Annotated in this window: 16 protein-coding genes; 12 read left to right on the top strand and 4 right to left on the bottom strand. The window is 62.0% G+C overall.

Going from position 1 to position 20,810, the window contains the following annotated elements; translation table 11 throughout:
* Window positions 1–66: 66 nt before the first annotated feature.
* Genes BLT98_RS20920 through tssK form a run of 4 tightly spaced genes read right to left on the bottom strand, consistent with a single transcriptional unit; the run spans window position 67 to window position 6,493 of the window.
* Window positions 67–504, bottom strand: coding sequence for a hypothetical protein (locus BLT98_RS20920; RefSeq protein ID WP_092611025.1), 438 nt, complete (start codon window positions 502–504; stop codon window positions 67–69).
* A gap of 50 nt (window positions 505–554) precedes the next feature.
* On the bottom strand, window positions 555–4,358 hold the full coding sequence (gene tssI / locus BLT98_RS20925) for a type VI secretion system Vgr family protein (protein WP_092611028.1): 3,804 nt from the start codon (window positions 4,356–4,358) through the stop codon (window positions 555–557).
* Window positions 4,358–5,137, bottom strand: a complete 780-nt coding sequence (gene icmH / locus BLT98_RS20930; RefSeq protein WP_034777796.1) for a type IVB secretion system protein IcmH/DotU — start codon at window positions 5,135–5,137, stop codon at window positions 4,358–4,360. The genes tssI and icmH overlap by 1 nt, the downstream gene beginning before the upstream one ends.
* A gap of 9 nt (window positions 5,138–5,146) precedes the next feature.
* Window positions 5,147–6,493 carry a type VI secretion system baseplate subunit TssK gene (tssK, locus tag BLT98_RS20935; RefSeq protein WP_070257341.1) on the bottom strand — a complete coding sequence of 449 codons (1,347 nt, stop codon included), beginning with the start codon at window positions 6,491–6,493 and terminating at the stop codon, window positions 5,147–5,149.
* Between the two features lie 359 nt (window positions 6,494–6,852).
* On the opposite strand from tssK, the gene BLT98_RS20940 reads away from it, so the two are divergent.
* From BLT98_RS20940 to BLT98_RS28895, 12 genes are all read left to right on the top strand, one after another.
* Window positions 6,853–7,434, top strand: a complete 582-nt coding sequence (locus BLT98_RS20940; protein ID WP_244517603.1) for a tetratricopeptide repeat protein — start codon at window positions 6,853–6,855, stop codon at window positions 7,432–7,434.
* A 66-nt stretch (window positions 7,435–7,500) separates the two neighbouring features.
* Window positions 7,501–8,010, top strand: coding sequence for a type VI secretion system contractile sheath small subunit (gene tssB, locus BLT98_RS20945; protein WP_070257339.1), 510 nt, complete (start codon window positions 7,501–7,503; stop codon window positions 8,008–8,010).
* A 4-nt stretch (window positions 8,011–8,014) separates the two neighbouring features.
* Window positions 8,015–9,499, top strand: coding sequence for a type VI secretion system contractile sheath large subunit (gene tssC, locus BLT98_RS20950; protein ID WP_034777802.1), 1,485 nt, complete (start codon window positions 8,015–8,017; stop codon window positions 9,497–9,499).
* A gap of 29 nt (window positions 9,500–9,528) precedes the next feature.
* A complete protein-coding gene (locus BLT98_RS20955; protein WP_034752191.1) occupies window positions 9,529–10,020 on the top strand; it encodes an Hcp family type VI secretion system effector in 492 nt (163 codons plus the stop codon).
* 146 nt (window positions 10,021–10,166) lie between these two features.
* Window positions 10,167–10,655 (top strand): type VI secretion system baseplate subunit TssE, encoded by a 489-nt coding sequence (gene tssE, locus BLT98_RS20960; protein ID WP_034777804.1) that lies wholly within the window; start codon window positions 10,167–10,169, stop codon window positions 10,653–10,655.
* A 2-nt stretch (window positions 10,656–10,657) separates the two neighbouring features.
* Complete coding sequence (gene tssF, locus BLT98_RS20965) at window positions 10,658–12,502, top strand: type VI secretion system baseplate subunit TssF (protein ID WP_070257334.1); 1,845 nt, start codon at window positions 10,658–10,660, stop codon at window positions 12,500–12,502.
* Entirely contained in the window at window positions 12,466–13,560 is a 1,095-nt protein-coding gene (tssG, locus tag BLT98_RS20970; RefSeq protein WP_034777849.1) for a type VI secretion system baseplate subunit TssG, read from the top strand. Before tssF ends, tssG begins: the two co-directional genes overlap by 37 nt.
* Window positions 13,561–13,605: 45 nt before the next feature.
* Window positions 13,606–16,266, top strand: coding sequence for a type VI secretion system ATPase TssH (gene tssH / locus BLT98_RS20975; RefSeq protein ID WP_092611031.1), 2,661 nt, complete (start codon window positions 13,606–13,608; stop codon window positions 16,264–16,266).
* 72 nt (window positions 16,267–16,338) lie between these two features.
* A complete protein-coding gene (locus tag BLT98_RS20980) occupies window positions 16,339–18,876 on the top strand; it encodes a type VI secretion system Vgr family protein (protein ID WP_092611034.1) in 2,538 nt (845 codons plus the stop codon).
* Window positions 18,873–19,787: a DUF4123 domain-containing protein gene (locus BLT98_RS20985; protein ID WP_170846447.1), complete on the top strand. Its 915-nt coding sequence runs from the start codon at window positions 18,873–18,875 to the stop codon at window positions 19,785–19,787. The genes BLT98_RS20980 and BLT98_RS20985 overlap by 4 nt, the downstream gene beginning before the upstream one ends.
* On the top strand, window positions 19,784–20,260 hold the full coding sequence (locus BLT98_RS20990; RefSeq protein WP_092611037.1) for a hypothetical protein: 477 nt from the start codon (window positions 19,784–19,786) through the stop codon (window positions 20,258–20,260). The genes BLT98_RS20985 and BLT98_RS20990 overlap by 4 nt, the downstream gene beginning before the upstream one ends.
* 1 nt (window position 20,261) lies before the next feature.
* On the top strand, window positions 20,262–20,768 hold the full coding sequence (locus BLT98_RS28895; RefSeq protein WP_139179341.1) for a hypothetical protein: 507 nt from the start codon (window positions 20,262–20,264) through the stop codon (window positions 20,766–20,768).
* Window positions 20,769–20,810 lie beyond the last annotated feature (42 nt).

A 20,810-nucleotide genomic window follows, 5' to 3' on the forward strand; every position in this document is an offset into this window, starting at 1 on the left:
CGGGCGCTGCCTCAGGCGTCCGGCGAAACGCTTGTTCCGCACAACACCATCCGCACCAGCATCGTCTTACTCCTCTTTTTCAAAAATGCGGATCTTCGCGCCGCCCTGGTAGTCCTGCAACTGCGCTTCGCCATCGATGCGTATGTCGCCCTTCAATATCACTTCCACGCTGATATCGACTTTTTTGATGCGGAACGTTTCAATGTCGGTTGGATGCACATCGATTTCCATGGAAATCGAAGCGCCTGGCGCAATCGTGGTGAATTGCGTTTTCAGCGCCGGATTGGCCAGGCCACGGCGGGCGTAGGTGACGGCGCCGGTATCGGTATCGATGAATTTGACGATCGGGCCCGACTTGCGCAGGTAGTCGAGCGGAAAACCGATATCGCGGCTGCCATCGTTGCGGATGGTAACCAGCAGGTCGATCGGCTTGCGCTCATAGACGCAGCCAGCGTTGCCCAGGCATTGCAGGGAGATGGAGAGGGGCGCGTGGGTGCTCGTCATGGTGTTCGCTTTCAATGGTAGTGCCATCAGCATGGCATAGATAAGCAGGGTCAGACAATATCGCATCGTATTTTCCTGCCGATTTTTTTGCTCAATAATTCCTGCGCCTCGATCGCGATATTCCAGCCGTGGCGTTTCAGGATACGCGCGCCTTCTGCGTACGACATGATCGATTGCGTCAGGTCTTCCGGCGAGGTGCCGTTGACGTGGCAGACGATGGGCTCGTCGAGCGTGCCGTCCGGCTTGAAATAGCGTACCGTTTCTTCGAATTCCGTGTACGAGTATTCGTCGGGCATGCCGACGCAATGCCCGAATTCATGCGCATACGTGGTCAGTGCCGTTGCCAGCGAGACGTTCATCACGTCGCCGGTCACGTTTTCGCGGTCATAGCGCTTGTGGATCTGCAGCGTGTAATGCTGATTTTCGTCGACCCAGAGGACGCGGAAAACCACGGGCAACACTTTTTGTCCGCATTGCGGATCATTGATTTCAAGCCGGAACTTGTTGTTCCAGTTGCCTTCGATGCCGGCCGTCGCGTTTTTCTTCGCCAGCGCCACCACGTTGGCGCGCTGCTTGACGCGCAGCGCCGCCGATTCCGTGCCCTTGTCGCTCTCTTCCAGCGCCTGTCCTGCGGCGTCCAGTACCGTGATGGCCTTGAAGCGCACTTCCACCACCACCGGACCGTCCGATTTTGACGGCACGTACAGTTTGAACCAGATCCTGTCCTTGTATTTGTGCGGCGTGCCGTCGTGTTGGTAAGGCTGCGCATAGCGGCCATACGAGGGACCGGCGATTTCCTTTTCGTAGTCCTCGATCCAGCAGGCCGGCAGCTTGACCAGCACTTCCTTGCGGCGCTTGTTGTCCACCGGCGTGGTGCTGGAGTCGCCTGCCGGCTTGTATTTGGGTTCCGGCGGGGTGCTGGCCCTGGCTGCCGGCTGCCCTGGCGAACCTGGCACCGGCGCCGGTGCGGAAGAGGGGGCGGATGCCGGTGCCGGTGCCGAATCCTGGCCGCCCACGGTTTTCAGCAGCTCGATCACCAGCGCCTCGGTGGCGGCGGCCGCAATCACATGCGTCAAGCCCTTTTCGTCGGTCATGCCGCTCTCATAGCTGCCATCTTCGCGTTTGATGCGGTAGGGCTGGCGCGGCATCGCTTCGCCCGTGTCGCGGTCGCGCAGCACAAAGCCCTCATCGAACAGCTTGATGCGCGTATCCGGCAGCGCCGGCAGCACGCCCGCCGCGCTGGCGCCGCCGTTGAACACGTGCTGGCCACCCTTGACCGTGAAGTTGCCGGGACAGGTAAACGTGATATTGCCGCCTTCAAGCGTGATCGACGATTGCCCGGCCTGCAGCGTGATTTTCTGATTGGCCTTGATGTCGATGCAGTCGTTGACCGAGATCACGGTAATGGCCTTGTCGGCCAGGATTTCCAGTTGCCCCGTATGCGCCTGCAGCGAGACGGGGCCGTTGGCGGCAATCGCCTGGATGCCGCCGGTGTGGGTAAACAGTCCTTGCGCGCTGGCCGACACGGATGAATAGGTGTGGCCGGCCGTCATGTGCAAGTCCGCTTGCGTCGTCCAGTGCAACTGCTGGGCGGCAAACACCACGGTCGAGCCGGGCGTGGCCCAGTTGATGCTGGCAGGCGCTTCCATCAGTACCAGCGGCTGGCCGAACTTTTCCACCGGCTGGTCGGCGGCCAGCTTGCGCTCGCCTGCACTGGCTTTCAGCGCTTCCTGACCGCCCACGCTCGTTTGGTATTTGCCATCCTGCTGCGGATCGATCTGCTTGATCAAGTCCAGCTGGGCCTGTTTCGCGTCCTGGCTGAACAGGGCGGTTTGTTGCTGTGCGGCCTCGGCCAGCGACTTGTTCAGTTCGGCCGCGCCTTTCAGCTGGGCCAGCGCTTCCATGGTGTCGAGCTGGGTAGAAGCAACGCCCGCGCCAGTCTGTGCGCGGGCGGTGGTCGAGATGAGCACGCCTTCGCCACCGCGCAGCACGCTCCAGGCATCGGTGCGCAGTTCGAAACCGCTGCCGCGATAGCTGCCGCGCTGGGCCGTGTTGGGGCCCTGCTGTACCAGGTAGCCGAGGTTCAGCTGCGTGGCCGCGCTGCTCGTCGCCAGGCGGGTGCGCAACTGGCCCGGCGTGTCGTCGATCACCCACTGGTTATAGCCGCCGCCATCGAAATTGTGGCTGTGGATGCCGGAAATGACGCCGGCGTGATTGACGTCCGAACCGACGCCGGCCACATACGGCGGCGCGTCGCTGCCGGTATAGAGCTGGGCCACTACCAGCGGACGGTCCATGTCGCCTTCGATGAAGTCGACCAGCACTTCGGTGCCGATGCGCGGCGTAAATTGCGAACCCCAGTTCGGGCCGGCCAAGGCTTCGGCAACGCGCACCCAGGTGCCTGACGCTTCATTGCCGGGTGCGTTACCCTGTTGATCCGTGTTGTGCGCCATGCCGCCCGGATTGGCGGCGCCGCCCCGTTGCCAGGCGAACTGGATGCGTACCTGGTGGTCGCGCCCGGTGGTCGCCACGCTGTCGGGCAGGCCGACCACCAGCGCCGTTTGCGGCCCCAGTGCGCTGCTGGCCACGCGCGCGGCGGTGGCGAGCGGCACGATGGCCACGCTGGTCCGCGCGCAAGCGAAGGTATTGCGGTAGGTGCCGGCCTCAAGCTGGCCATCGAGCAGGCTGGCGACGTCGCTCAGGCTGGCCACTGCCGACAGTTTCGACAGTAGCGCCGTCAGCGCGCCGCCGGCCGGCCCCAGGTTGTTGCGTGCTTCGTGCTCGACCCAGAGCACGGTGAACTGGTTGGCGCCATCGGCATAGTGCTCGTGCTGCAGCAGGTTAAAGGCGTGGCCGGCCGCCATGCGCCGCACCGCGCCAGCGCCCGTGAATTGCTTGTTCTCCAGTTCCAGCGCCTGCAGCATGCGCAGGCCGTGCGGATCGGCCGCCGTGCTGTCGGCATAGCGCCGTTCGCCGGAGCCGTCGTACAGGGGCAGGGGTGGCAGCTCGCCCGCCTGCAGGCTCGAACTGTGTTCGGCGGCCGGCGCCGCCAGTTGCTGCGGGTCCCAGCTGCTGATGCCGACCGCATTGGGCCGCACCTGGCGCCGCGCGCTGAAGCTGTCGATGGCGTCATCGGTATCGCTGGCGCGCACGCCGTGAAAGCGCACGCCAGCCACGCCCGGTGTCGGCGGCGCGACCGCCTTGCTGTCGAAAATCACGAGCTTGTGTTTTGCCTGCTGCGCGTTCTGTTGTTCGCCTTGTTGCGCCGTCCCATCCTGTTCGTGCTCGAAGCGCCAGCTCAGGCCTTCGAAGGCCAGCACGCGGGTCAGGAAGGCCAGGTCGCTTTCGCGGTATTGGGTCCAGACGGGGCGTGGCGCCAGTTCCTGGCTGACATCGAATTCGAAACGGACCTGCGGATAGTCGCCGAGCAGCTCCGTGATGAGGTCGCGCGCGTTCTTGTCCTGGAAGATATAGCTGTCGCGGCGCAAGCCCAGCAAGGCCAGGGCAGGCTCGAGGCGCAGCCGGTAGCGCGCCACGCCGCCATCGGCGCCGGCAAAGCCGCAGTCGGTGCACAGTCCGTGCCAGGCGCGCCAGCTGCCGTCGGGCTGCAGCAGCTTGAGCGTGATTTCTTCCCCGAGAAAGCTGGCCAGGTCCAGGCCCGCCGCCGTGCTCAAGGCATCGACCTCGAAGCGGAACAGCTCATTGACCGCCTCGCGGCCCGTCATCCGCTCGGCCATCAGCGATTCGGGCAGGTTCGATTCCTGCGCCGTGGCAAGCGTGATCAGCCGCGCATGCTGGGACAGGCCGGTGCCGAACACCCCCAGGGCGGCCTCTGTCGTTGCCGGGCCGCTCATTAAGGCAACGTGATGGTCAGGTTGGCCGTGCGCGGCGCCAGTTTGACGATATCGCTGTAGGCGTTCATCTGCTGTTCGGTGTTTTTGGCCAGCATGGTGCGCAGGCCCAGGTAGCCGAGTGCACAGATCAGCGCGAATATCGAGCACAGCACCCACAGCGGCACATCGTTGCGCAACTTGTGCGCAATCTGGTCGGGGCGTTCCGCATGTGGCGCAAAGCCGGCTTTCTTGCCCTTCATCTGGGCGATCTCGTCACCCAGGCGGGCCGTCAGGTAGGCCAGTTTTTCCGAGCCTTCCAGGATGTACCGCCCCTGGAAACCGAGCAGCAAGCACATGTGAAACACTTCCAGCGCCTGCAGGTGGGCGCTGCCGCGTGCGCGCAGGGCTTCAAGACGGATGAAGAAATTCTCGCCGGCCAGCTGGTCGCCGAACAGCACCAGTTGCAGCGGGCGGCGCGCCCAGTCGTCGCGGATGGCATACGGCGAGCGCAGGATGATTTCGTCGACCGCCGCGCAAAATGCATATTTGGCGGCATCGATATCGTCGGCCGAGGCCGCATGTTTTTTCGCCGCGTGCCCGAATTCGTCGAGAAACTGCGTCATCTTTCTGATGAAGTCGGCATTGTCTTGCGGGCCGCTGCCGTTTTTCAGCATGAACAGCGCGTAGAAACCGTCGTACATCAGGTCCGTCAGCGTATGTTCCGTGCCCGGGCCGGCAGGTACGCTCGATGCGTAAGCGGCGGAGCCGCCGGACATCAGGGAGGGGGCGTTTGCATTCATCGTTTATCTTCAGGAAGTAATGGCGACAAGTTCAAGTTTCAGATCCCGCATGCCGGACGGAACGTAGATCGAAATCGACTGGGCCTGCAGCATGCGGTCGTACATCTGGCCCTTCGCTTCGATGGTGAAGTAGTACGTATCGGGCCGCACGGGCACGGCGGCCGGCACTTGCGGCGTGTGCTGCAGGCGCACGCCGGGCAGGGCCGACAGCACGAATTTTTCCACATCGTCGGGCGCGCCGATCTTGAAGCGCAGCGGCACCACGTCCACCAGTTCCACGCCCGGCAGGTCGGCCGAGACGCCCAGGTAAAACGCGGTCTTGTCGTCGATCTTGCCCGAATCGAGCTTGCCGTGATGGTAAGACGGCTTGATTTCGGTCAATGCAATGGCGAAATATTTTGACGAGATCACCGTGTCGAGCAGTTCGCGGATGATCGCGTGCAGGCGCGCGAACGACGGCCCCGGATCGGTGTGCTGGTAAGCCGGCAGGTCGGCCAGTGCATGGGTTTTCGAGAACGTCATCAGCGCGCCGGCCAGGGCCAGCAGCGCTTCGTACAGGCGCTCCGGGTGCAGCGCCGGATGATGGAAATAATGGCTGAGCGAGGCAAAGGCCGAACTGGCCGTGTGCAGCAGCCAGAACGAGGACATGTCGCCGGAGCGAAATTCGATCACATTCTTGCTCGGCTCGCGGTGGTGGCCGTACAGGGCGTTGACCTTTGCCTGCAGCGCATCGATCAGGCGGCGCAGTTGCAGGAACAGCAGCGGGGCGCTGCGGATCGACAGGCTCGGCGGCACGAACGACGGGTCCGGCTCGAAGCCGCCGGTCGACAGGCGCCGCAGGCGCAGCAACGGAAAATTCACATACGAATCGCGCGGTTCCGATTCGGCCACCAGGCGCAGCGATTTTTGCAGGTAGGCCAGTTCGGCCTGCGCTGCATGGGTGTACAGGTCGGGCGTTTCCAGGTTGGTCTGACCGTAGCGGGCTGCGCTGTTGGTTTGGTCGGGCGCGGCAAAGTTGCCGCCGAAGTGTTTGAAGGCGGGCAGGGCGGCATAAAACGTGACGGTTTGCTGTGATTGCAGCAGCTTGCTCAGGTCCAGGGCTTCGGGCAACTCGTCGGCGCCGGGAGCGTTGTAGATTTCGCCATCCTGGAACACCAGCGACAGTTCCAGCAGCCGCAGCGTGTTATTGCTCAGCGCATCGCGGTCGATCTGCACGTGGTTGACACCCCAGGCGTAGGGATGCAGCGCCTTGATGCTTTCGTGCAGGCGATGTTCATGGTACCGGTCTTGCTGCTGGAAGTGCTGGGGGCGCAGAAACAGGCCTTCACCCCATAACAATTTGCTTGTAATGCTCATCGATTGCCCTTTTTCCCGAGGAAGTAAAAGCGCGGAGAACGGTGCCGCTCCCGGGCTCTTTTGCAGCGCGATCGGCGCCTTGCAGGTGCATCCGATCATTCAATCTTTGCAATAAGAAATTATGTGCTTTTTTCGCAACTGCAACAACATTAACATTATCTGGAAGAAAGGCGCGTACGGTACGTTTCCCGCATGGCGCCTGCCTTTGCGGCCGATCGGATTGTGAGTTTTCGCGTATTTTCTATTGAACGGAGTCAATATTCAATCCGTGTTAGTCTCGCAAAAATAAGAATTTGGCAACTATAAATTGCAAGTTTTTTAATGACCGCGTCATCTTTTTTTTTGAGGGAAATCAGACCATGTCTCGCCAATTCACACTCCATTTTTTTGCCGCAGTCGCTTGCGCATTGACGCTCAGTGCCTGCAGCACCGCACCAGCGGTCAAGACGGCGCCACCGCCGCCCTCGCTCGACGATCTGATGGCAAAGGCGACCCAGGCTGCCAGTTCGGGCAACAACGAAGCGGCCATGGGTTTGTGGAAACAAGCCGCTGTCGAATTCCCAGCCGATAAGAATCCATGGGTCCGCATGGCGCAGACCCGCTATGAGGCGGGCCAGTACGGCGACGCCATCATCAATGCCCAGGAAGTGCTGGTGCGCGACCCCGCCGACAAACTGGCCAACAGCGTCATTGCGATCAGCGGACTGCGCCTGTCGACGCGTGCATTGGCCGACCTGAGCCGCCAGAACAACCTGTCCGGCCCGCTGCGCACGGAATCGCAGGATCTGGCCAAGCTGTTGCGCGAAAGCCTGGGCGAAACCGTGCTGGTACCGGCGCCTGCCGCGGCGCAGGCGCGCGACAAGCAGCCGGCGCGTCCGCCGCGCAAGGGACAGAGCAAGACTGCTGACAGCAGTGCCAATCCCTTCGATGGTTTGAAGTGAAGCTGAGGCAGTAGCAATCTACCAGGGCATCGCGGATGCCGCCGATTACTCGTGAAGGGATGTGTCATGTCAAAAAAAGAAAGTGTTCAAAAACGCCTGCAAAAGGTCCGGCCGCCACGCGTGCAGATGACGTATGACGTGGAAATCGGCGATGCGATTGAAAACAAGGAACTGCCCTTCGTGATGGGCGTCGTGGGCGACTTCGGCGGCAATTCGGAAGTCGAGCAGAAACGGCTGAAGGACCGCAAGTTCATCGGCATTGACCGCGACAATTTCGACGAGGTGCTCAAGGGCGTCGAGCCGCGCGCGGCGTTTGGCGTCAGCAATGAGCTCAGCGATGAAGGCGGCCAGTTGCGCGTCGACCTGCGCTTCAAGTCGCTCAACGACTTCCGTCCCGAGGCGGTGGTGGAGCAGGTGGCGCCATTGCGCCGCCTGCTCGAGGCGCGCACCAAGCTGGCCGACCTGCGCAACAAGCTGGCCGGCAACGACAAGCTGGAAGATATCCTGAACGACGTGCTCAACAGCACGGAAAAGCTGGCCCAGCTGGAACAACAATCCACCGCCAAGAAAGACTGATCCCATGTCCGCTCAACTGACCCCCGCGTCCGGCGCTGCCGCGACCACCGATATCGGCTTGCTTGACCAGATCGTCGAACAAAGCAAGGTTGCCAAATCCAGCGTCGAGCATGCACGCGCCAAGGATCTGATTTCAGAACTGGTCAGCCAGGTGATGGAGGGCACCGTGGTGGTGTCGGACAACCTGGCGGCCACCATCGATGCGCGCGTTGCCGAGCTGGACAGACTCATTTCGCGCCAGCTCAGCGTCATCATGCATGCGCCCGAATTCCAGAAGCTGGAAAGCAGCTGGACCGGCCTGCATCACCTGGTTGATAACACGCCCACCGGCACCAACCTGAAGATCAAGCTGCTCAACGCCACCAAGCGCGAGCTGGTGCGCGATTTCCAGAGCGCGCTGGAATTCGATCAGTCGACCATGTTCAAGAAAGTGTATGAGGAAGAGTTCGGCACTTTCGGCGGTGCTCCATTCGGCGCGCTGCTGGGCGACTTCGAATTCACGCGCCAGCCCGAAGACATGTATTTCCTCGAACAGATGTCGCATGTGGCCGCTGCCGCCCACGCGCCCTTCATTTCGGCCGCATCGCCCGAGCTGTTCGGCCTCGAGAGCTATTCCGACCTCGGCAAGCCGCGCGACCTGGCCAAGGTGTTCGACACGGTCGAATATGCGAAGTGGAAGTCGTTCCGCGAATCGGAAGATGCGCGCTACGTCGGCCTCACGCTGCCGCGCTACCTGGGGCGCCTGCCGTTCAATCCGGCCGACGGCGCCACCGTCGACGGCTTCAACTTCGTCGAGGATGTCGATGGCACCAACCACCAGAAATACCTGTGGTGCAATGCCGCCTATGCCTTCGGCGCCAAGCTGACGGCGGCCTTCGACGATTACGGCTGGTGCGCGGCGATCCGCGGCGTGGAAGGCGGCGGCCTGGTCGAAGACTTGCCGACCCATACCTTCAAGACCGACGAGGGCGAAGTGGCGCTGAAATGCCCGACCGAGATTGCGATTACCGACCGCCGCGAAAAAGAGCTGAGCGACCTGGGTTTCATTTCGCTGGTGCATTGCAAAAACACGGATTACGCGGCGTTCTTCGGCGCCCAGTCGGCGCAGAAGGCCAAGAAGTACAACACCGATTCCGCCAACGCGAATGCGGTGCTGTCGTCGCAGCTGCAATACATCTTTGCCGTCTCGCGCATCGCCCATTACATGAAGGCGATGATGCGCGACAAGATCGGCAGCTTTGCCGCCGCGTCCAACGTCGAAGATTTCCTCAACCGCTGGCTGATGCAATACGTGCTGCTCGACGATAACGCCAGCCAGGAGCAGAAGGCCCAGTTCCCGCTGCGCGAAGCATCGGTGCAGGTGTCGGAAGTGCCTGGCCGTCCGGGCGTCTACCGCGCCATTTCCTTCCTGCGTCCCCATTTCCAGCTCGATGAGCTGTCCGTTTCACTCCGTTTGGTCGCGGAGCTGCCGCAATCGACCAAATCCTGATTTTTTCATAAACAACCGAAAGGAATGACATGGCAATCGACGTTTACTTGCAAATTGATGGTATCAAAGGCGAATCCACCGACACCTCCCACAAAGATTGGATCGAATGCAAGTCGGTTCAGTGGGAAGTGCTGCAGCCGAAGTCCGCCACCGCCTCGACCGGCGGCGGCCACACCGCCGAACGTACCGAGCACAAGGATATCGTGGTCGCCAAGCTGGCCGACCTCGCCACGCCGCTGCTGCTGCAAAATTGCTCATCCGGTAAAACGATCCCGAAAGCCAAATTCGAATTCCTGCGTGCTGACGGCCAGGGCGAGCGCATCAAGTACTTCGAGATCGAACTGGAAAACGTGCTGATCAGCAGCGTGGCGCCGTCCGTCGCGGCTGGCGACATCCTCGGCGAAAATGTGTCGATCAAGTATTCCAAGGTCAAGTGGAAATACACGCAGCAAAAAGTCGGTGGCGGCTCAGGCGGCAATACCTCTGGCGGCTGGGATCTGTCGGCCAACAAGACGATTTGATCGGCAACGGCCCTTGCCGGATGAAGCCGTTCCGGCTAGCCGCCGACGGTGACTCCGGCTTGTGCCTGCGTGACTGATGCTCCTGAATCAAAGGGCCGCCGCAGGCCGCCCTTTTGTTCCTTCCCACTGCCAATGACGGGATACCGATGAAGGGTTTTACGCCGGGATTGTTCGACCGCCTGATGGACACGCCTGTCCAGGGCGCTTCCAGTAGCACCGTCTCGCGCCTGTCGCTGGAGGATTTGAAAGACACCGTGGCGCGCGACCTGGAGGCGCTGCTCAACACGCGCACCGTGATACCGGAAGCGCTGCTGAAAAAATTTCCCGAATGCGGCCGCTCGATTGTCACCTACGGCCTCAATGATTTCGCCGGCCTGAGCCTGTCGAGTTCCGATGACCGCGCGTATATCTGCCAGTGCCTGGAAAAGGCCATCGCGCGCCATGAGCCGCGCCTGCGCAGCGTGCGCGCTTCGCTGGAAATCCAGGAAGGCTCGATCAACCGTCTCAATTTCGCCATCACCGCGCTATTGGTGGTGCACTCGGCCCAGGAACCCGTCAACTTCGACGCCATCCTGCAGCCGTCAAGCCTGCATTACACGATCAGCAAGGCGCGCCGTGCGGCGCAAGGAGCCTGAACTTGGAAGAATTATTGCCGTATTACGAACGTGAACTGGGTTTCCTGCGCCGCTATTCGCGCGAGTTTTCCGAGCGCTACCCGAAGATCGCGGGCAGGCTGCTGATCGGCGGCGAAGTCTGCGAAGACCCGCATATCGAGCGCATGATCCAGTCCTTCGCGCTGCTCAATTCGCGCATCTCGAAACGCCTCGATGACGATTACCCGGAATTCACCGAGGCGCTGTTCGAGGTACTGTATCCGCATTACCTGCGGCCGTTTCCTTCGTGCTCGATCGCGCGTCTCGACTACAGCGGCGCGGCGGCGCAGCTGACGGCCGCCACCGAGATTGCGCGCGGCACCGAACTGGCGACGCGCCCCGTCAAGGGCGTCGCGTGCACCTTCCGCACCGCGTATCCGGTCACCGTGGCGCCGCTGGCGCTGACGCATGCGGCGTTTGCCGCCATCATCGACGCGCCCGAGCAGGTGCAACTGCCGCCTAACGCCACCTCCAGCGTCAGCATCGTCATCGAAGCGACCGCCGATCAGATCAGTCTGGCGCAACTGGGTGTCAAAAAGCTGCGCGTGTTCATCGACGGCGAGCCTTCGTTTTGCGCGGCGCTGCGCGACGCGCTGTTCATGCGCACGCTCAAGGCCTATGTGGAAGCGGATGACAGCGGACGCTGGAGCGCGCTGGCGCAGATCCCCGTCAGCGCCGCCGGCTATGCCGAGGACGATGCGCTGATTCCGTTTTCGGCCCGTTCGCATCCGGCCTACCGGCTGCTGACCGAATACTTCTGTTTTCCCGAAAAATTCAATTTTTTCGACATCGACCTGGCCGCGCTGTGCGCGCCGCTGCCGTCCGGCTGCCGGCGCATCACCTTGCACCTGGCCCTGGCCGGGCTGCGCACGGATTCAAATACGGCGCGCATGCTGGGCACCATGTCGACGAATAACCTGCTGCTGGGCTGCACGCCGGTGGTCAACCTGTTCCGCCTGCGCGGCGAGCCGATCCGGCTGACGCATACGGCCGCCAGCTATCCGGTGCTGGCCGATGCGCGCCGCGCCTACGCCTTCGAGGTGCAGGCCATCGAATCGGTCAAGCTGGTGCGCCAGACGCCGCAAGGGGAGTCGATCACGGAATTTCGCCCGTTCTATTCGCTGCGCCACGGCCAGATGCCGGCCAGGGATGGCCATTACTGGGTGATGCGGCGCGATGACACCATCAGCGAGAAAAGCCCCGGTTACGAGACCGAGATTTCCATCGTCGACATCGATTTCGATCCGGCCGCGATTGAAACCGATACCCTCAGCCTGGAGCTGAGCTGCACCAACCGCGACCTGCCGGCGCAACTTACCTATGGCCTGCGCGGCGGCGACCTGTTCCTGGAAGGCGGATCGAGCGTGCGCAGCATCCACTTCCTGCGCAAGCCGACGGAATCGCACCGCTTCGAGCGGGGGCGCGGCGCGCACTGGCGCCTGATCTCGCACCTGTCGCTGAACCATCTGTCGCTGTCGGGCAGCGGCCTGGAAGCGTTCCAGGAAATGCTGACCCTGTATGACTTGCCCCGCTCGGCGACCTCGCAACGGCAGATCAGCGGCATTGCTGCAATCGACCACAAGGCGGCCAACGCCTGGCTGCCCGGCAATCCCTTCGCCTGCCTGGTGCGCGGCCTGGAAGTGCGGCTGACGCTCGACGAGGAAGCGTTTGTGGGCAGCGGCATCCATGCGTTTGCCCATATCGTCGAGTGTTTTCTCGGCCTGTACGTGCATGCCAACAGTTTTACCCAACTGGTGGTGCTGTCGAAAAAATCGGGAGAGGAGTTGTTGCGATGCAAACCACGCAGCGGCGATTTGAGCCTAGTGTAATCGAGCGCCTGTTCGCCGAGCCTTACCGCTTCCAGTACTTCCAGGCGGTGCGCATGCTCGAACTCTGGCTGGTTCGCAACGGCATGGCGCGCGAGGGCGCGGTGGCCAACTACCTGCGCTTTCAAAATTCGGTGTCGCTCAATTTTGCGCCCAGCCAGCTTGAAGCGGTGCAGGCGGAACCGCGCGAGCTGGGCGCCCTGGCGGCCGACATGCGCGCGCTGGGCGAGGCCGTGCGGGGCGGCGAACTGAAATACGTCCGCATCACGCCTGCCTTCATGGGCTTTCTCGGCGTGGCCGGCGCGCTGCCGGCCCACTACACCGAACGCATCGCCGCGCACCAGCTGTACGAAAAGGACGAAGGACCGCGCGCCTTTCTCGACACCTTTTCCAGCCGCGCGCTGGCGCTGTTCTACGAAGCGTGGCGCAAGTACCGCCTGGAACTCAAGTACCAGCTCGATGGCAGGGACAAGTTCCTGCCGCTGCTGCTGTCGCTGGCGGGCCTGGGCCATGCGTCGCTGCGCCAGCGCCTGTACGACGATGGCGATGGCGTGCTCGACGAGTCGGTGGGGTTTTTTGCGGCCGCCATGCGGCATAGGCCGCCATCGGCGGTGGCGATCGGCCAGGTATTGTCGGCCTATTTCGGCCAGACCATCAAGGTGACCCAGTTTGTTGGCTGCTGGTACGACGTGCCGCCTGACCAGCAAAGCAGCCTGGGCGGCATGAACGCCATGCTGGGTTCGACCGCGCTGGTCGGCGCGCGCGTCTGGCAGCGCGACTTGCGCATGCGGCTGGTGGTCGGACCGCTGGCGCGCATGCATTTCGACGCCTTTCTGCCGGGCGGCGCGGCGGCGCGTGCGCTGGAAAAAATGCTCACCATGTTTACCGGACTGTGCCTCGAATACGAAGTGCAGCTGGTGTTGCGCGCCGAGGATGTGCATGGCGTCACGCTGGAGCAGCCGCGCAGCGGCGGGCGGCTGGGCTGGGACAGCTTCCTGATCACCTCCGGCGCCGCGCAGGACCGTGGCGACGTGCGCTACGAACTGCATGCGCTGGCATGAACCATCTTTCTTTTTTATCCGTTTCCACACAAGGACCTTTGCCCCATGAGCATCAACCTCAAGACGCTGATCAGCAAGCTCAATGACACCAGCCGCACCGCCGCCACCCGCGCCGCCGGCATCTGCGTCGGCCTCGGACAATACGAGGTCGACCTGGAACACCTGTTCCTGGCCCTGCTGGAACAGCCGGCCAGCGACTTTGCGCTGATCGCCCGCCACAGCGGCATCAGCGTCAGCATGCTCGAAGCGGACCTGCAGGCCGAAGTGGCGCGCCTGCAGACCGGCAATGCGCGCACCCCCGTGTTTTCGCCCAGGCTGCCGAAGTTGTTTGAAAACGCCTGGCTGATCGCGTCGCTCGACGTGCAGGCCGGCCGCCAGGCCAGCATCCGCAGCGCCCATCTGCTGCAGGCGCTGCTGACCGACCCGGAGCTGGCGCAGCTGGCTTACCGCGGTTCAAAACTGTTCAACAAATTCAAGCTCGACGACCTGAAGCACAACCTCGACAAGATCACGCAAGGCTCGCAGGAAGCGGCAGGCGCCCCGGCTGCCGATGGCGAGGCGGGGGAGGGCGGCGATCCGGTCGGCGAACTGGAAGGGCGCGCGGCCGCGTCGAAAACCCCGGCGCTGGACCAGTTCACCACCAACCTGACGGCGCGCGCGCGCGACGGCAAGGTCGATCCGGTGATCGGGCGCGATGCCGAGATCCGCCAGACGATCGATATCCTGATGCGCCGCCGCCAGAACAATCCCATCCTGACGGGCGAGGCGGGCGTGGGCAAGACAGCCGTGGTCGAAGGGCTGGCGCTGCGCATCGCGCAGGACGACGTGCCCGATGTGTTGAAGGGCGTCGAGATCCATACGCTGGACATGGGCCTGCTGCAGGCTGGCGCCAGCGTCAAGGGCGAGTTCGAGAACCGCCTGAAAAACGTCATCGACGAAGTCAAGAAAAGCCCGCACGCCATCATCCTGTTCATCGATGAAGCGCACACCATGATTGGCGCCGGCGGCACGGCCGGCCAGAACGACGCGGCCAACCTGCTCAAGCCGGCCTTGGCGCGCGGCGAGCTGCGCACGATCGCCGCCACCACCTGGGGTGAGTACAAGAAATATTTTGAAAAGGACGCCGCGCTGGCGCGCCGCTTCCAGGTCGTCAAGATCGAGGAGCCGGGCGAGGAACTGGCCTGCGCCATGTTGCGCGGCATGGCGCCGCTGATGGAAAAGCATTTCAACGTGCGCATTTACGACGAAGCCATCACCGAAGCGGTACGGCTGTCGCACCGCTACATCATGGGGCGGCAGCTGCCCGACAAGGCCATCAGCGTGCTCGATACCGCCTGCGCCAAGGTGGCGCTGGGCCAGAACGCCACGCCGGCCCTGTTGGAAAACCTGGTCAAAAAGCTTGAGCGCATCGACGCCGAAGTCGCCACGCTCGAGCGCGAGGAAAAGAGCGGCGGGAACCACCCGGTGCGCCTGAAGGACTTGCGCGCGCAGCGCAGCGCGGCTGCCGGCGAGCATGCGACGCTGGCCGCGCGTTGGGAAAACGAAAAGACCCTGACCGGGAAGGTCAAGGCGGCACGCGAGGAGCTGGAAAGCGCCGGTGCGAAACCCGATGCCAGCCAGGCCGGCGACCTGCAAGCCTTGCTGAAGGACTTGCGTGCGCTGCAGGGTGAAACGCCGATGGTGCCGGTGCAGGTCGACGGCCACGTGGTGGCGGAAATCGTCGCCGGCTGGACCGGCATCCCGCTCGGCAAGATGGTCAAGGATGAAATCCGCACGGTGCTCAAACTGAAGGATATGCTGGAAGAGCGCGTGCTGGGCCAGTCGCATGCGATCGAGGCGGTGGCGCAGCGCGTGCGCACCTCGCGCGCCAACCTGGACGACCCGAACAAGCCGAAGGGCGTGTTCCTGTTCGTCGGCCCGTCCGGTGTGGGCAAGACGGAAACGGCGCTGGCGCTGGCCGACGTGCTGTATGGCGGCGAACGCAAGCTGATCACCATTAACATGAGCGAATACCAGGAAGCGCACAGCGTATCGGGCCTGAAAGGCTCGCCGCCCGGCTATGTCGGCTACGGCGAAGGCGGCGTGCTGACCGAGGCCGTGCGGCGCAACCCGTACAGCGTGGTGCTGCTCGACGAAGTGGAAAAAGCCCACCCGGACGTGCTCGAACTGTTCTTCCAGGTCTTTGACAAGGGCGTGATGGAGGATGCCGAAGGGCGCGAGATCGACTTTAAAAATACCATCATCATCCTCACCTCGAACGTCGGTTCGGGCATCCTGATGCAAGCCTGCCTGAATGTGGCGGCGCCAGACCTGCCGACGCCGGAACAGCTGGAGGAAAAGATCCGCCCGCAACTGGTGAAGACCTTCAAGCCGGCCTTCCTGGGACGCTTGAAAGTGATCCCGTTCTATCCGATCTCGGACGATGTGCTGGTCAATATCATTGGCCTGAAACTGGGCAAGATCGCCCAGCGCATCGCGGCCAATCACAAGGCCGAATTCAGCCACGACGAGGCGCTGGTCGAGGCAGTGCTGGCGCGCTGTACCGAAGTCGATTCGGGTGCGCGCAACGTCGACAATATCCTCAACGGCACCGTGCTGCCCGAGATCGCAGAGTCGGTGCTGGCCAAAATGGCCGAAGGCGCAGCGATCACGAAAATCAAGGTCAGCGCCAGCAAGCAGGGGCAGTTCAAGTACACCATCAAGTAAGCATGCGCACGCGAAGCAACATGGCTGCGCCGGCAGGCGCAGCGTCACTCAAGGGAATGGAAATGGACATGCATGGCTAATCCGGAGCAGGGAACAGACAATCTGTTTGCAGGGATCGGACAGCACGCCCGGCTGCTCAAGCTGGACACGCCGCTGGGCGCCGATGTCTTGCTGGCGCAGCGCGTCCATGCGGTCGACCGCGTGAGCCTGGGATACGACTATGTCGTCGATCTGCTGTCGCTCGACGATGCGGTGGAACTCAAGCAGCTGATCGCCCAGGAAGTGACCTTGTGGGTATTGCAGCCCGACGCCAGTTACAGCCCCATCCACGGTTACGTGCATACGGCCAGGAAGCTCGGCAGCGATGGGCAGCTGTCGGCCTACCAGATCGCTTTTGCCAGCTGCCTGCACTTCCTCAAGTTCCGCAAGGATGCGCGCATCTGGCAGAACAAGGGCGCCGACGACATCATCGCCGATGTGCTGGGCGGCCATCCGCAATGCCAGGGCAAGTTCAGGTTCGACCTGAACCAGGCGGTGCGCCAGCGCTCGTATTGCACGCAATACGAGACGGACTGGCAATTCGTCATGCGCATGCTGGAAAGCGAAGGCTGGTACGGCTATGTCGAACAGCCGGCCGATGGCAGCGGCCATCAGTGGATCATCACCGATTCGGTGCAATCGCTCAAGCCGTTGCAGCCCGGGCAGATTGCCTTTCACCGCGCAGCTGGCACCGAGGAACTGGACAAGATCGTCCAGTGGGGCGGCGCCCGCACGCTGTCGAACAGCCAGCTGGCGACCCGCACCTATGATTACAAGGCGCCCCGTAGCAATCACCAGGATGCCGTGCAGATATTGCCCGGGCACGGCAGCATTCCGTCGCAGCTCGAGGTTTACGAATATACGGGCGCCTACAGCAGCGCCGACACCGAGCATGGCGCGGAACAATCGCGCCTCAGGGTGCAGGAGTGGGAATCGCGCATCAAGCGGTTTTTTGGCACCTCGGGCGTGCGCCGGCTGCCGGTAGGCTGCTGGTTTACGCTGCTCGACCATCCGGCCCACGCCGAAGAGGCGGCCGAGGAGCGCCAGTTCGTCGTGCTGGGCGTGGAATGGGCAATCGAAAACAACCTGCCGCTGTCCAGCATGCAACAGGATTTTTCGGGCAGCCTGAAAGGCCGGCTGCAGCAGTTCAAGGAAGAGGCGGGCCTGAACCGTGCCGACCTGGCCCCGACCGGTACCGGCGATGAGCGCATCGGCCACTGCTTCAACCGCTTCGAAGTGCAGCGCCGCAGCGTGGAGTACCGCAGTGCCTTCGTGCACGCCAAGCCGGCCATGCATCCGCAAACGGCCACCGTGGTCGGCCCGGCCGGCGAGGAAATCCATACCGATACCCTGAACCGCGTGAAGGTGCGCTTCCATTGGGACCGCCTCAATCCCGGCGATGAAAAGGCGTCGTGCTGGGTGCGCGTGAGCTATCCGAATGCCGGCGAGGGATATGGCGCCGTGCATGTGCCGCGCGTCGGCCAGGAAGTGATCATCACCTTCCTCGACGGGGACGTGGACCGGCCCATCATTACGGGCCGCATCTACAACGGCGAACAAGCGCCGCAGTGGCATACCGATGGGCGCATGTCGGGCTACAAATCGAAAGAATACAAGGGCGCGGGCTTCAACCAGCTGGTGATGGACGATAACACCGAGCAGAACCGGGTGCAGCTGTACAGCAGCAATACCCATGCACAGCTCAACCTGGGCTATCTGGTGGGACAGCAGGGCAATCAGCGCGACGGCTTTTTCGGTTCCGGCTTCGCCCTCAATTCGGATGCGTATGGCGCCATCACCACGCAAAAGGGACTGTACATCAGCACCTACGGCCGGCCCGGCGGGCGCGGCTCCCAGCTCGACGTGCGCGAGGCGTACGATCAGCTGACGCAGGCGCACGAGCTGGCGCAAAACCTGTCGGACGTGGCGGAAAAGTCCAGTGCCGAGGCGCTGCCGGGGCAGCAGGCGTTCCAGCAATTCATCGACGCGACCCAGGCGCAATACGACGGCGCCGGCCAGCAGGGCGCCAACCGCTTCGCCGAGCCGGTACTGCTGGCGGCGTCGCCGGCCGGCATCGGCCTCGCCACGCCGAAGAGCACGCACCTGCACAGCGGCGAACAGCTCACGATGTCGACGGGCGAGGATGCCAACCTGGCTGTCGGTAAAAGCCTGATCGCCAGCGTCAAGGAAAAGATCAGCCTGTTTGCATACAACGCGGGCATCAAGCTGTTCGCCGCGAAAGGAAAGGTCGAGATCCAGGCGCACGGCGGCGACATCGACATCATCGCCGAAAAGGTATTGCGCCTGCTGTCAGCCACCGACCGCATTGAAATTTTCGCCAAGAAGGAAATCATCCTCGGTGCCGATGGCTCGGCCATCAGGATCAACGGCGCGGGCATTACCGACATGACGAGTGGCCAGCGCATCAGCCATAACGCCGACTTCTCGATGCCAGGGCCCAAGACGATGCCGTATGCGCTGCCGGTGCTGCCCAAGGAAGTCTGCCTGGAATGCCTGAAAAAGCGCGCAAAACAGCGTACCGCCTTCGTCAACAAAGGATCTCAACGATGAATTTTTTGCCTCTGGATCAGGCTTCGTTTGCAGCAAACCTGGCAAACGCGCTCGACAATCGTGAACTGAGCTGTTATGCCATTGTCGACCAGGCGCAGGACGGCACGCTGCTGGCGCGCTTTGAAAAAGAGCAGATCAGCATGCACAGCAAGTGCCTGCTGCCGGCGGCGCTCGGGTCCGATACGGAAGCGTACGCGCCCCATCTGGTGGCGTTGTCGCCACTGGCTGCCGATACCGAAGCGTGGCCGGACATCGTGCAAGGCGCCGCCAGCCATCCTGCCAGCTTTACGCTGCTTGCAAGTACTGATGATTTCGACACGCTGTGGGAAAGCCTGGCGGCGTTTACTGAAATACTGCTGCCGGACGGCACCGACATGATTTTTGCCTTCTGGGACCCGGCCATCCTGGGCACCCTGACGGGACAGAAAAGCGACCTGACTTTGCACGTGGGGGTGCCGGCGCTGACCGTTTCCCAGCGCGAGCGCCTGCTGCAAGGCATAGTAGCATGGTGGTATTGGGACCGCGATGGCCATCCCCAGCAGGTGCTGCCAGGGGAAAACGACAACGGCCTGGCTCCCCACCGGGTGACCTTGCCGCTCAAGCTGGCCCAGGTGCAGGTCGACATGCTGGTCGAAGCGGGCATGCCGGACCAGCTTTTGTCGATGCTGCAGGAAAACCAGCCGCAATTGCTGATGGATATTCCACCCGCGCAACACTATCGCCTCGTGCAAAAACACCTGTTGGCCGCGCGCAAACTGAAGCTGTCCGGCATGCGCGACATTCTTAACTACACCTGCGCCGCCCTGATCTACGGCGACAAGCTGCAGACCAACCCGGCCATTGCGTCACTGCTGGCGCAGGTCAAGGCTGGCGATATCAGCTTTGAAGCTGCCATGGACCAGTTTCCATGAGCATCTGGGAACAGGAAGCAAGGAAGTCAGGCCGGCGGCTGGCGCTCGGATTGATGGCGTGTGGTCTGATATTGCCACTGGCGGCGTGCGGGCAAGCGGTAAGGAAAGAGATATGGCTGAATGTGGAGATGGTCTCGTATGTCGATCGGCCCATCTTCGATATTATTTTTAACGGCACTGACTTGGGTGTGATGGACGAATTTGGTTCCACTGGAACCATTACCGAGGTACGAATTCCTTTCGGTATCCAGGCGCTCAAATGGACGCTCGATGGACCAAAGGACTCGCCGCGCAATGGTGAGGTCGTGACCATCAAAAACCAGTTGGTGATTTCAGCAGAGCAGATACCGCTCGGAACGCGTTATCTTGGCTTGCATCTTTATCCGGACGACACCGCCGAGATAACCTTTGCGGACTCCATACCTGAACGAACAGCCCGAGGCGAGAAAATTCTGGCGGCGAGGAAGAAATAACATGCGTGGCAAGGACGAAAAAAATGCAACCAGTAAAAAATTTGCACTTTCGTCGCCAGACAGGCGTCACACCATCAGGTTGATTGCGCTGGGGCTGTCAATGCCGCTGGTCGCGTGCGGTAGAGCGGTGCCGAAATATATAGTATTGGACGTGGTCATGTATTCGTATGTGGACAGAGTTATTACCGATATTATTTTTAACGACACTGACTTGGGTGTGATGAACAGATATGGTAGTACTGGAACCATTGTCGGTGTCGGTATTCCATTCGGAATCCAGAAATTACAATGGACCTTGGGTGGCCCAAAAGGTACACCACGCAATGGCGAGGTTGTGATCATAAATAATAAATTGACAATATCGCGGCAGCAGATACCCGATGGTACTCGATATCTTGGCTTGCATCTTTATCCGGATAACACCGCTGAAGTCAGATTCGATGAATTTCTCCCGCAGAGAACCCAGCGAGGAAAAGAATACCGTTTGAAGAGAGCTAAAAATGAATGAGGCCATGAGCTGATTGAGCTTATATGCTGAATTCTGGTGTGA

Source organism: Janthinobacterium sp. YR213, assembly GCF_900099875.1.
GTDB lineage: Bacteria > Pseudomonadota > Gammaproteobacteria > Burkholderiales > Burkholderiaceae_D > Janthinobacterium > Janthinobacterium lividum.

Coding starts and splice junctions, on each gene's coding strand:
- BLT98_RS20920 (WP_092611025.1), bottom strand. CDS start 504: ATGACGAGCACCCACGCGCCCCTCTCCATCTCCCTGCAATGCCTGGGC.
- tssI (WP_092611028.1), bottom strand. CDS start 4,358: ATGAGCGGCCCGGCAACGACAGAGGCCGCCCTGGGGGTGTTCGGCACC.
- icmH (WP_034777796.1), bottom strand. CDS start 5,137: ATGAATGCAAACGCCCCCTCCCTGATGTCCGGCGGCTCCGCCGCTTAC.
- tssK (WP_070257341.1), bottom strand. CDS start 6,493: ATGAGCATTACAAGCAAATTGTTATGGGGTGAAGGCCTGTTTCTGCGC.
- BLT98_RS20940 (WP_244517603.1), top strand. CDS start 6,853: ATGTCTCGCCAATTCACACTCCATTTTTTTGCCGCAGTCGCTTGCGCA.
- tssB (WP_070257339.1), top strand. CDS start 7,501: ATGTCAAAAAAAGAAAGTGTTCAAAAACGCCTGCAAAAGGTCCGGCCG.
- tssC (WP_034777802.1), top strand. CDS start 8,015: ATGTCCGCTCAACTGACCCCCGCGTCCGGCGCTGCCGCGACCACCGAT.
- BLT98_RS20955 (WP_034752191.1), top strand. CDS start 9,529: ATGGCAATCGACGTTTACTTGCAAATTGATGGTATCAAAGGCGAATCC.
- tssE (WP_034777804.1), top strand. CDS start 10,167: ATGAAGGGTTTTACGCCGGGATTGTTCGACCGCCTGATGGACACGCCT.
- tssG (WP_034777849.1), top strand. CDS start 12,466: ATGCAAACCACGCAGCGGCGATTTGAGCCTAGTGTAATCGAGCGCCTG.
- tssH (WP_092611031.1), top strand. CDS start 13,606: ATGAGCATCAACCTCAAGACGCTGATCAGCAAGCTCAATGACACCAGC.
- BLT98_RS20980 (WP_092611034.1), top strand. CDS start 16,339: ATGGCTAATCCGGAGCAGGGAACAGACAATCTGTTTGCAGGGATCGGA.
- BLT98_RS20985 (WP_170846447.1), top strand. CDS start 18,873: ATGAATTTTTTGCCTCTGGATCAGGCTTCGTTTGCAGCAAACCTGGCA.
- BLT98_RS20990 (WP_092611037.1), top strand. CDS start 19,784: ATGAGCATCTGGGAACAGGAAGCAAGGAAGTCAGGCCGGCGGCTGGCG.
- BLT98_RS28895 (WP_139179341.1), top strand. CDS start 20,262: ATGCGTGGCAAGGACGAAAAAAATGCAACCAGTAAAAAATTTGCACTT.